This window comes from Chryseobacterium indoltheticum, assembly GCF_003815915.1.
GTDB classification, from domain to species: domain Bacteria; phylum Bacteroidota; class Bacteroidia; order Flavobacteriales; family Weeksellaceae; genus Chryseobacterium; species Chryseobacterium indoltheticum.
The window spans coordinates 835,976-848,139 of sequence record NZ_CP033929.1 but is presented as its reverse complement, the minus strand read 5'-3'; the positions used below and the strand labels follow the sequence as shown (position 1 = coordinate 848,139).

The 12,164-nt window shown below is 33.5% G+C and carries 11 protein-coding genes; 7 read left to right on the top strand and 4 right to left on the bottom strand.

What is annotated here, in order from left to right; all coding sequences use genetic code 11:
• Positions 1-4: 4 nt before the first annotated feature.
• The 3 genes from EG358_RS04015 to EG358_RS04005 form a co-directional block, all read right to left on the bottom strand.
• Positions 5-832 carry an endonuclease/exonuclease/phosphatase family protein gene (locus EG358_RS04015; RefSeq protein WP_076557639.1) on the bottom strand — a complete coding sequence of 276 codons (828 nt, stop codon included), beginning with the start codon at positions 830-832 and terminating at the stop codon, positions 5-7.
• A 146-nt stretch (positions 833-978) separates the two neighbouring features.
• A complete protein-coding gene (locus EG358_RS04010) occupies positions 979-1,860 on the bottom strand; it encodes an SDR family oxidoreductase (protein ID WP_076557637.1) in 882 nt (293 codons plus the stop codon).
• 274 nt (positions 1,861-2,134) lie between these two features.
• On the bottom strand, positions 2,135-2,545 hold the full coding sequence (locus EG358_RS04005; protein ID WP_076557635.1) for a DUF1573 domain-containing protein: 411 nt from the start codon (positions 2,543-2,545) through the stop codon (positions 2,135-2,137).
• A gap of 166 nt (positions 2,546-2,711) precedes the next feature.
• On the opposite strand from EG358_RS04005, the gene EG358_RS04000 reads away from it, so the two are divergent.
• The 6 genes from EG358_RS04000 (at position 2,712) to EG358_RS03975 (ending at position 11,057) form a co-directional block, all read left to right on the top strand.
• Positions 2,712-3,959 (top strand): sensor histidine kinase, encoded by a 1,248-nt coding sequence (locus tag EG358_RS04000; protein WP_076557632.1) that lies wholly within the window; start codon positions 2,712-2,714, stop codon positions 3,957-3,959.
• 18 nt (positions 3,960-3,977) lie between these two features.
• Positions 3,978-4,658, top strand: a complete 681-nt coding sequence (locus EG358_RS03995) for a response regulator transcription factor (protein WP_076557629.1) — start codon at positions 3,978-3,980, stop codon at positions 4,656-4,658.
• Between the two features lie 86 nt (positions 4,659-4,744).
• Positions 4,745-6,397, top strand: coding sequence for a hypothetical protein (locus tag EG358_RS03990; RefSeq protein WP_076557627.1), 1,653 nt, complete (start codon positions 4,745-4,747; stop codon positions 6,395-6,397).
• 66 nt (positions 6,398-6,463) lie between these two features.
• Positions 6,464-8,758 (top strand): GH92 family glycosyl hydrolase, encoded by a 2,295-nt coding sequence (locus EG358_RS03985; RefSeq protein ID WP_076557625.1) that lies wholly within the window; start codon positions 6,464-6,466, stop codon positions 8,756-8,758.
• Positions 8,759-8,966: 208 nt separating this feature from the next.
• Positions 8,967-9,974, top strand: a complete 1,008-nt coding sequence (locus EG358_RS03980; RefSeq protein ID WP_076557623.1) for an aldo/keto reductase — start codon at positions 8,967-8,969, stop codon at positions 9,972-9,974.
• Positions 9,975-10,160: 186 nt separating this feature from the next.
• Positions 10,161-11,057: a helix-turn-helix domain-containing protein gene (locus EG358_RS03975; RefSeq protein ID WP_076557621.1), complete on the top strand. Its 897-nt coding sequence runs from the start codon at positions 10,161-10,163 to the stop codon at positions 11,055-11,057.
• Here EG358_RS03975 and EG358_RS03970 read toward each other — a convergent pair.
• Positions 11,054-11,431 (bottom strand): winged helix-turn-helix transcriptional regulator, encoded by a 378-nt coding sequence (locus EG358_RS03970; protein ID WP_076557619.1) that lies wholly within the window; start codon positions 11,429-11,431, stop codon positions 11,054-11,056. The two genes, EG358_RS03975 and EG358_RS03970, sit on opposite strands and share 4 nt — an antisense overlap.
• Positions 11,432-11,537: 106 nt before the next feature.
• Between EG358_RS03970 and EG358_RS03965 the strand changes: the two genes are divergently transcribed.
• Positions 11,538-12,140 carry an FMN-dependent NADH-azoreductase gene (locus tag EG358_RS03965; protein WP_076557617.1) on the top strand — a complete coding sequence of 201 codons (603 nt, stop codon included), beginning with the start codon at positions 11,538-11,540 and terminating at the stop codon, positions 12,138-12,140.
• Positions 12,141-12,164: the final 24 nt, after the last annotated feature.

Here is a 12,164-nt window from a genome sequence, read left to right as displayed (position 1 = left end):
TATTTTAAAACTGCAGCTCTGTCAGAACTGGGAAATGATCCGACGGATACAACAGATTTTCCCTTCTGTCGTTAATGTGTCTGTTAGATTTTATCTTAAAACCTTTTACAAAAATATAATCAATTCTGTCCTGCGGAACTTCAGTTACATTGAATGCTGTAAATGTTCCTTTCGGCCCGTAATGTTTTTTCTCAGAATTATAAAAGCTGTCTTTCAGGTTTTGAGAGATTATTTTTATTGGTTCTGTATCGTCCGTCAAATTAAAATCTCCGCTTAATGTTAAAGGTAAATTTTTGGGGTTGATTTCTTTAATTTTCTTTAAGATCAAATCTGCAGATTTCACTCTTGCCACATTTCCTACATGATCAAAATGAAGATTCATTGCCAAGAATTCCTTTTTCGATTTTTTATCTTTAAAAACTGCATATGTACAAACTCTGTTGTAGTCGGCATCCCATCCTCTTGATGGCTTTTCAGGAGTTTCAGAAAGCCAGAATGTCCCCGATTTTATCACTTGCAGCCTTTCGGTATCATAAAATATTGCAGAGAATTCACCTTTTTCTTTCCCATCGTCTCTACCTACGCCTACATAATCGTAGTTTTTTAAACCATTTTTAATATCTTTCATCTGCTCCGGAAGCGCTTCCTGAACGCCGAAATAATCCGGATGGTAATAGCTTAATAAATCTACCGCATCCTGTTTCCTGTTCGTCCATGAGTTTTCTTTATCAGAATCTACATTGAGTCTGATGTTGAAAGACATTACTTTTAAATTTTGAGAAAAGCTCCATGCAAAAACAAATAGTAATAAAGTTGAAAATCTGAAATTCATTAGGGTTCTAATTTAAATTAAAGAACAAAAATAAAACTTATGTTTCATAGAGAAGCATTATTGGTGATGTTTTTTAGTTATTAGTTGTTAGTAAAATTAAATCACCAGAAACTAAAAACTCATCATTCATAATTAATAATTTATAACTAATTGGATTTTTTTGCTTTGATCATTGCCTCCAGAGTATCCCACATTTCCTGCGGAATATCTTCAAGCATATTAAATTCTCCTGCTCCCTGAAGCCATTCTCCACCGTCAATTGTTACGACTTCACCATTTACAAAAGATGAAAAATCAGAAACCAGATATGCTGCCAGATTTGCCAATTCCTGATGTTCGCCAACTCTTTTCAGTGGATTTTTCTTTGCCAAATCAAATTGATCTTTCATATCACCGGGAAGCAATCTATCCCAAGCTCCTTTTGTAGGAAACGGACCTGGAGCAATTGCATTAAATCTAATATTATATTTCCCCCATTCTACTGCCAAACTTCTTGTCATTGCCAAAACTCCTGCTTTTGCACAAGCCGAGGGAACGACATAAGCCGAGCCCGTCCAGGCATAAGTTGTTACAATATTTAAAACCGTTCCCGGAGTTTTTGAATCGATCCAGTGTTTTCCGATAGAAAGTGTACAGTTTTTTGTTCCTTTTAAAACGATATCCAAAATAGAATCGAAAGCAGAATGTGTTAATCTTTCTGTTGGCGAAATAAAATTCCCGGCAGCATTGTTCAATAAAATATCAATTTTGCCGAACTCTTTCAAAGTCGCTTCTTTCATAGCTTCAACCTCATCCCAATTTCTCACGTCACAGGCAACACAAAGTACTTTTCCGCCGGTTTCATCTTCCAATTCTTTTGCAGTGACCTGAAGTTTTTCCAAATTTCTGGAAGTGATGACCACTTTTGCGCCTAATTGAAGAAAATATTTAGTCATTGCTTTTCCAAGCCCGCTTCCGCCTCCTGTAACAATGGCCACTTTATCTTTCAGAGCGTCTTCACGCAACATCGGTTGTGTATAAAGATTCATACGTTTTATTTTTTCTTAAAAATAACAAATATTAAAACGTTATCCTTCAAAATAGTTTGATAAATAATGCTACAAATAGCTATTTAAAAATAAAAGCATTTTGGATAGGCGCAAATACGTAAAAATTACTCTTCAATTGTTGTAAAGCATAAAGCTTAAATAACTATTTTTAAATTGAGTTTGTATCTTTATATCTAACATTTAGGCTTAAAAACAAAAACAGCCTGACAAATAATTGACAGACTGTTTTTTATATTGAACAAAATTAAATTAATTACTTCACAACAGTCCCTTTAAAAGAAAGTACTTTCGGGTTTTGGTTGTCACTCATCGTAACCGTAATTGATTTTGAAAACGCACCTTCAGCAGCAGCATTGTAACTTGCTTCAACAAATCCTGTCTTTCCAGGTAAAATTTTAGTTTTTGTATAATCAGCTGTCGTACATCCGCATGATGGTGCAACTTTATCGATCATAATTGGCTGTGACGAAGTGTTTGTAAACTCAAATCTGATCAATTTCGGTTTTCCCTGAGGAATTTTTCCCACATCGATAGTTTCTGATTTCCATTTTGCAGCTTCTGCTACTTTTTTAACAATTGAAGCCGGAGTTACCGGAAATACGTTTGCATAAAACGGAGAGAATGCCAAAACAGCAAGAAGCGCTGTAATTTTTAAATTTTTCATGTGTATAAATTTTTAGTAATTATGAAATCAAATAATAATTATTTTTTGTTTTAACAAATGTAGAGCGGAAAACGATTGTAAGTTGTTAACCGTTACCAAACATTTGTTAACGAGTTGTTAATGATCAAAAAAATATAGATATTTTTAGATAATATTGCTTTTGAAAATGAGAATTAAGAAACTCAATATTATTATAAGCCTTGGCTTGGTTGCTATTATCGGAATTTTGATAGCACAATTGTTGTGGACGAAGCAAGCGTATAATCTTGAGGACAGAAAATTTAATCAGAAAGTAAATATTGCTCTGATGGAGGTTGTCGACAAAATGACTGAAGGAAAAGCCTCCTTTACCGAAAACCCTGTTCAAATCATCGCAAATGATTATTACGTGGTGAATATCAATAACGAATTTCACCCGGCAGTTCTTGAGCATTATCTGAAAACAGAATTTACGAGATTTCAAATTAATACAGATTATGTTTACGCTTTATACAATTGCCACAGCGACCAGATGATTTATGGAAAATACATGAGCAGTCATCAGGAAGAGCCCAGTGAAAAGGTAATTCAGTTTCCGAAACATAAAAATCTTACTTATTATTTTTCCATACGTTTTCCGGACAAAACAACTTATCTCATCAGCTCTTTGCGTTTTTGGTATCTTCTTACTTTTGCGCTGATTATTATTCTTTTGGTGTATGTATATTCAATTTATACAATCATTCAGCAAAAAAAGTTCTCAGAATTGCAACGGGATTTTATTAATAATATGACCCACGAGTTTAAAACTCCGTTATCCTCTATTTTATTAGCTTCTGAGGCGCTTAATAAACAAGAATTGGTACAGGGAAATTCAAAGTTGCAAACCTATACTTCTATTATCATCAATCAAAGTTATAAACTCAATAACCATATTGAAAAAATATTGAATATTGCTAAAAATGATGCTTCAGGATTGTCTTTAAAACCTCAAAAAATTATTTTGCTTCCGTTTATTCAGGAGATTGCCGATACCATAAAGCAGAAAAACGAAAACATATCAATCCAGATAGAAATTGAGAATAATATCTCCATTTTGGCCGACGAATTTCACTTTACCAATATCATTTACAATCTTTTGGACAACTCGATTAAATACTGTGAAACAAAATCAGAGATTCTTATTTCATCAGATAAAGATTCAAAAGGTTTATATTTAAAATTTAAAGACAACGGAATGGGTATTCCAGCTAAGAATCTGGCTCATATTTTTGATAAATTTTACAGAGTAAATACTAATAAAAGTGAAGAAATCAATGGTTTTGGCTTGGGTTTATTTTATGTAAAAAAAATTGTTCAGCAACATAATTGGAAAATTTCAGTTGACAATAACAAAGATCAGGGAATTACCACTACTCTATTTTTTCCGTTTTAAATTTAATACTGTATAACAATGGAAAAATCCAGAATTTTATATGCCGAAGATGACCAAACGATAGCTTTTCTAATTCAGGACAGTTTGGAAAATTATTATGAAATTAATCATTATTCGGATGGGAAATCTGCTCTTCAAGCTTTCAACAGTCAAACTTTCGACATTTGCCTTTTAGATATTATGATGCCTGAGATGAACGGATTTGATCTCGCAAAAAGCATCCGTCAAAAAAACTCAGAAATTCCTATTATTTTTATTTCTGCAAAAGCTCTCAAAGAAGACAGAATTAAAGGTTTAAAAATTGGCGCCGACGATTATCTCGTAAAGCCTTTCAGTATTGAAGAACTTATTTTGAAGATTGAAGTTTTCCTGAAACGTTCAAAAAAATCAGAATCTTATCCACAAAAACATACAGTTGGGAGATACAATTTTGATCCTAAAAATTATACTTTACAAGCGTCTGACAATAAAATTACTCTTACTCAAAGAGAATCTGAATTGCTTCTATATTTCATTCTTCATAAAAACACGGTTCTAAAAAGACAAGATATTTTAAAAGCAGTTTGGGGCGATGATGATTATTTTATGGGTAGAAGTCTTGATGTCTTTATTTCAAGACTCCGAAAAGTTTTTGCAGACGAACAAAACATTATCATTGAAAATCTTCACGGCATTGGATTTCGATTTTCTGAAAAATAACCTTTATCGGCTTGTTATTTTCAATTTCGTTTTTTTAAAGTGATCTTTTATTCTTACAATATTTTATATTTGTATAAATACAGAATATGAATAAAATTTATCTCGAAAAAATAGTATTTATTGTTATTTTCCATCTTTTCATTTGCTTGCTTATTTGTCAGCTTGGCCTTTTTTTAAACTTTCATGTAACAAGATTCTATTATCCGCTATCGGTAACCATTTCTCTTTTGATTTGTAGAGTTAATTTTATTTCAGGGGCTATCACAGCGCTCATTTTATTATTTGGTTTTTTAATCAGCGGTTATTTTTTTGATCTCTCTGCAGACGGACAAAGCTATCATCAGGAAAGTATTATTCAGTTGAAAAATGGCTGGAATCCTATTTACGGTGAATCTCATTCTCGTACAATGAAAGTGTGGACGGAGCATTATCCAAAAGGAGCCGAAATAATACAATCTTGTATCTATTCTTTCTTTAGCAAAATAGAAACTGGGAAAGCCATCAATATTTTTCTTTTTATCTCTTCACTACTGATTACAAAAAAAGCTTTGGAATCCTTTAGCATTGATCTTAAACAACAATGGATCTTTGCTATTCTAATAGCTTCCAATCCAGTTGTAATTTCACAAATTTTAACTTTTTATGTAGACGGACTTAGTTATTCGTTTATCATTTGCTTTTTGAGTTCTCTTTTTCTTTTTATCAAAACAAAAGAAAGAATTTATATCGCATTGATTATAACAACCTTAACGATTGGTGGAAGTTTAAAGTTTACTTCAATGCCAACATTGGGTGTATTGACTGTTTGTATATTGGTTATTTTGTTGTTTTTGAAAAAAATATCATCGCTTAAAACCTTAATATTACCATTACTATGCGCTTCTTTTTTATTAATATTCTGTAATTACAACCCATATATTACAAATTTGAAAGAAGGAAAGCATGTATTTTATCCATTAAAAGGAGAAGGGTCAATCGATATTCTTGAGCGCTTTGCACCAGAAGGATTTGTAAGAAATAATAATCGAATAGAAAAACTTGCATTTACATTATTTACCAAAACAGGTTCTTTTGATAAAGATAATATGTCTTATAAAATTCCATTCAGCATTTCCCAAAAAGAGCTGAATCGGTTGGCTGATGCAGATATTGGCGTCGGAGGATTTGGTATATTTTATAGTGGCTTTTTGTTTGTTTTATTAATATTCTTTATCGTCAATTATAAACGTTTTAAAAATCTCAATCATCAGCAAAAAATACTTTTTATTAGCATTCTTCCAATCTTAGCGTCTGTATTGATTATTTCTGATCCTTGGTGGGTACGGTATATTCCCCAATTTTATCTGATCCCACTAATATTGCTGCTTATATTGGAGGTAAATAATACTAAAATCAAAAACCTTTTTATTTTAAAAGGAATTTTAATTGTTAATATTTTATTCTTCTTTTCATCAGTTGCCGTATTAAATATTTATGGAACCGAAAAGACCTATTATATTTTAGACATGCTCAAAGATTCTGAAAAAACAGTAAAAATTGACGCAAGGTATTTTCCTAGTAATCTCGACAGACTTGAAGAACACGGAATACCCTATAAACAAATAAAAATTGCTGATGATTATAAACCTATTATTAGATTTCAGCCAAAAGGCTCCATAATCATTGACGATAATTTTAAAAAGCAGGATAGAAATTTTGTTTATGATTTCTTAAATCGCTTTTTTTATAAGATAGATTAGATTCAATCCTGTAATTTACAGGCAGATACTTTTTTATATTTAACATAACTTTACTATTTAAATCTTATGAAAAATTCCGTAACTCTTATTTTTATATTTACTTTAATTTTTAGTTTAAATAAAGCACAAAAATTCGAAAAACTTCATCAATATATAAACCCGTTGATCGGAACTGAAAAAATGGGACACACCTATCCCGGCGCAACAGCACCTTTCGGAGCGGTACAATTGAGCCCTGAAACAGATTCAATTCCCTTTGAAGTCAATGGAAAATACAATGGAGAAGTGTATAAATATTGTGCAGGATATCGTTATGAAGACAAAACCATTACCGGTTTTAGTTCAACCCATTTTAGTGGAACGGGACATTCTGATCTGGGAGATTTTTTGATCATGCCGACTGTAGGAAAATTACAATTAAATCCAGGAACCGCAACCCATCCTGAAGGCGGTTACAGAAGTAGATTTTCGCATCAAAACGAAAAAGCAGAAGCCGGATATTACAAAGTAAAATTAGACGATCATAATATTTTGGCAGAATTGACGGCGACAACAAGAGTTGGAGTTCACCGCTATACTTTTCCGAAATCTGATCAAGCCCATATTATTCTGGATTTAATGGCCGGAATTTACAATTACGATGGTAAAAATGTATGGACCTACCTTCGTGTAGAAAACGAAAATACGGTTACAGGTTACAGACAGACAAACGGCTGGGCAAGAACAAGAACGGTTTATTTTGCCATGAAGTTTTCAAAGCCATTTAAATCTTACGGTCAGAAAAATTATGATGAAAAACAGGTTTATAAAGGATTTTGGAGAAAATTTGACCAGACAAAAAACTTCCCCGAAATCGCCGGAAAAAATCTGAAAATGTATTTTGATTTTGACACTAATGAAAATGAAGCGATTGAAATTAAATTAGCTATTTCTCCTGTAAGTCAAGCCAATGCTGTAGAAAATCTAGAAAAAGAAGCAGGAAACTTATCTTTCGACCAAGTAAAAGCTCAAACACAGGAAAACTGGAATAAAGAATTAAATAAAATTGTCATTAAAGGTTCTGAAACTGAAAAAATCAATTTTTATACAGCGATGTATCATACTTTTATCAATCCGACAACTTACACCGATGTCAACGGAGAATATAAAGGTTTAGACCAAAACATTCACAAAGCGGAAGGTTTTATCAATTATACAACCTTCTCAATTTGGGATACATATCGTGCCCTTCATCCGTTTTTTAACATTATTCAACCGAAGCGAAATAATGATATGGTGAAATCGATGATGACGCATTACAATCAGTATTCAATGAAAATGTTGCCAATCTGGTCGCATTATGCGAATGAAAATTGGTGTATGAGCGGTTATCACAGCGTGAGTGTGGTCGCAGATGCAATTATTAAAGGAAATTATACCGGAGATGCAAGAGAAGCTTTAAAAGCTTGTGTTGAAACTGCTAACAAAAGAAATTATGAAGGCATCGGATATTATATCGATAAAGGATACATTCCTGCCGATAAAAGTGGAACTTCGGTTTCAAATACCCTAGAATATGCTTATGACGACTGGGCAATTGCTCAATTGGCGAAGCATTTGGGTGAAACGGAAATTTATAATCAATTCATCAAACGTTCTGAAAACTGGAAAAATAATTTCGATAAAACTATAGGATTTATGCGTCCACGTTTGGCTGATGGAAGCTTTAAGAAAGATTTTAATGCATTAAGCACGCACGGACAAGGTTTCATTGAAGGGAATTCTTGGAATTATAGTTTCTTCGTTCCTCACAATCCGGATGAGTTAATTAAAATGTTGGGCGGAAAGAAAAAATTCGCTTCAAAATTGGATGAATTATTCACCATGCATTTACCAGACGAGTTTTTTGCAGACACAGAAGACATTACACGAGAAGGAATTATTGGCGGTTATGTTCACGGAAATGAGCCTGCTCATCATGTTGCCTATTTCTACAATTGGGCGGGACAACCTTGGAAAACTCAGGCACAAATCAGACGTATTTTGGAGATGCAATACAAAGCAAGTCCGGATGGATTGGGCGGAAACGACGATGCAGGTCAAATGAGTGCGTGGTATATTTTGAGTTCGCTTGGTTTTTATCCTGTTGCTCCGGGCTCGGAAGATTATGCAATTGGAAGTCCGGCAATTGATCAAGCTGTTTTGAATTTAGAAAACGGAAAAACATTTGAGATTGAAGCGATTAACCAAGGTCCGAAGAATGTATATGTTGAAAAAATTCTATTAAATGGAAAAGAAATTAAGAACTTTACATTGAAGCATTCTGATATTACGAATGGCGGGAAATTGAGTTTTTATATGAGTGCTAAACCGAAGAAATAAACATCTATTTTGCCATTCAGAGCACAGACTGAAGGTCTGCGAACGGAGTTCAGAAGTGGAGCGTGGAATCTACTTTATGCGTAAAGATTCTTCCTTCGTCAGAATGACAAATATTGGATTAATCTGTAATTTGCATACGACAATCTTCGTTTTGCATACATCCAATCCTGAATTTCTGATCAATTTTGTATCAATAAAATTTAACGTTATGAAATTGAATCAAGTAAAATTAGGAAATCAGGGTTTAATCATTCCGAATATCGGTTTGGGCTGTATGGGAATGACGGGTTTTGGAGATGCAGATATGTACGGTAAAAGCGATGAAAAAGAAGCAATTGCAACCATTCACCGTTCTTTAGAATTGGGTGGTAATTTTCTCGACACGGCAGATTTGTACGGACCTTTCAAAAATGAGCAGCTGATTGCCAAAGCCATTGAAGGAAACCGTGACCAATATATCATCGCAACAAAATTCGCTTGGGAAATTGATGACAACGAACAAATAACCTGGAAAATTAACGGAACGAAAGATTATGTAAAAAAATCGATTGAACGTTCTCTGAAAAATCTGAAAACTGATTATATCGACCTGTATTACATGCATCGCCTCGATAAAAATGTTCCCGTTGAAGAGACTGTCGGAGCAATGAGCGATTTGGTGAAAGAAGGCAAGATCGGTTATATCGGTTTGTCTGAAGTTTCTTCTGAAACGGTGAAAAGGGCACATGCAGTTCATCCTGTTTCGGCAGTTCAGAGTGAATATTCTCTTTTTGAAAGAACAGTTGAAGAAAAAGGTGTTATCAAAACATTGAATGAATTAGGAATTGGTTTTGTCGCTTATTCACCGTTGGGAAGAGGATTTTTGTCTGGCAACATCAAAACAATTAATGACTTACCAGAAAATGATTTCCGAAGAGGAATTCCACGCTTCCAGGAGCAACATTTTCATAAAAACATTGAACTGGTTGAAGCGATTGAGAATTTGGCAAAGGAAAAAGAAATCACTTCGTCACAATTAGCATTAGCTTGGATTATCAGCAAAGGAATTATACCAATTCCGGGTACGAAACGCAGAAAATATGTTGAACAAAATATTGAAGCAAGTAAAATTGTTTTAAGTGAATCTGATCTTCAGAAGCTGGAAAGTATTGTCCCATTGGGAACGTATACCGGAAAGCCTTATGATGAATTTAGTATGGGATTGCTGGATTATTAATTTGTACCTTTAATTGTTAAAAAACAACTCAAACCTCATAGGTTTTTGAAAACCTATGAGGTTTATAGATCTTAAAACGCAATACTGTTGCGCCCCGGCTTGAACGGAGCTCTTTTTGTGAAGCAAAAAAGCGGGAGTGGAAGACGGAAATAGGCGCCCAAAAATTATTATTAAAGCTTAAAAATCATGAACACCATACAATCTATTTCTGCATTTCACAAACTGCTTTCGCTGCCCGAACCTAAACATCCGATGGTAAGTGTTATCAATCTTCATGAAAGTGTTTTTATAGAAGATGAGGTATGGAAAGGTTTTGTAAGCAGATATTATTGTGTCGCCCTGAAACGGAATGCAACCGGAAAAATAAAATACGGACAACAACATTACGATTATGATAAAGGTGTCTTGAGTTTTACGGCACCAAACCAAGTTCAGTATCTTGATCTGAAGACAATGGATTGTGAAAATACAGGTTATCTTCTAATTTTTCATGAAGATTTTTTGCTGAAACATTCTTTGGCAAAGACGATTTCTTCTTATGGATTTTTCTCGTATGCCGTGAATGAAGCTTTACATTTATCTGAAGATGAAGAGAATGATTTGCTCGAAATTTTATATAAAATTGATAAAGAATGTCAACATATCGACCATCATACGCAGGAAATTATTTTATCGCAAATTGAATTGTTGTTGAATTATTCGAAGCGTTTTTATGAGAGACAGTTTATCACCAGAAAAAGTGGAAGCCATCAGCTTTTGACAAAATTTGAATCTTATTTAAACGTTTATTTTAATACAGAATCATCTGAAAAAGGACTTTTGACCGTTCATCAAATTGCAGAAGCGATGAATCTTTCTGCTAATTATTTAAGTGATCTTTTGAGAATTCAAACCGGACAAAACACGCAGCAGCATATCCATGAAAAGCTGATCAGTAAAGCGAAAGAAAAGCTTTCAACCACTGAACTTTCGGTAAGTGAAATTGCATACGAATTGGGATTTGAACATTCTCAATCCTTCAGTACGCTTTTTAAGAAGAAAACCAATATGTCGCCTTTGGAATTTAGGCAGTCTTTTAATTAAAATAAATCTTGCTTAATATTATTTTTATGTGCTCTTCCCCATTCAGAAAGCGCCATAATCACAGTTTTCAAAGTCTTGCTGTAATCTGTAGAAATATATTCTACAATCACAGGCGTCTGTTCTGAATGTACAATTCTTTTGACAAAACCATTTAATTCTAAATCTTTCAGCTCATTTGAAAGTACCCTTGCAGATATTCCAACAACGATTCTCTGAAGCTCATTGAACCGAATATTTCCGTTTTCCTGTAACGCAATAATAATTTTCAGCTTCCATTTTCCACCGATTACGTAAATGGCATCTTCCACGGAAGAGAGACTTTCGGAGCATCTTTGAGCGGTAATGGGTTCTTCTAATTCAAGACTTTTTTCCATAAACAGATTTTAACTAACCAAAAGGTTACTGCTAACCTTTTGTTCACTACTAACTTTTGATAAGCAAATGTACATAATTTTGTCAAAGAAATTTAAAATTTAAAACATGAAACAAATTTTGCATATCATCTCAAGTCCGAGAACAGAAGTATCTGCAAGCAGAAAATTAGGCAATAGTGTCATAGAAAAGATTCAGGAAAAATATCCTGGCAGCATTGTGAAGGAGCGTGACCTTACAAAAAACCTTATACCGCTTTTGGAAGAAATACACATCAACACTTTTTTTTCTCCAGCAGAAAGTCATTCTCCCGAACAGCAGTTAATAAATACATATTCTGAAAATTTAATTTCAGAATTGCAGGAATCCGATATTATTGTTATCGATTCTCCGATGTATAATTTTTCCGTTCCGGCTACACTGCGAGCGTATTTTGATTTTACTTCAAGAGCAGGATACACTTTTAAATATGATGAAAACGGACCTCAAGGTTTGCTGAATGACAAAAAATTATACATTGCTTTTACATCCGGAAATATTTATTCGGAAGGTCCTTATCAAGTGTATGATTCCAATGTTCCTTATATAAAGAATGTTTTTGGTTTTTATGGCGTTAAAGATGTAAGCGTATTCCGTGCAGAAGGTTTGGCAATTCCGGGAATTATGGAATCTTCTTTGCAAAAGGCGATTGAAAGTATTGTGATTGATTAGTTTTTAAATTCATTGTTAGTACAT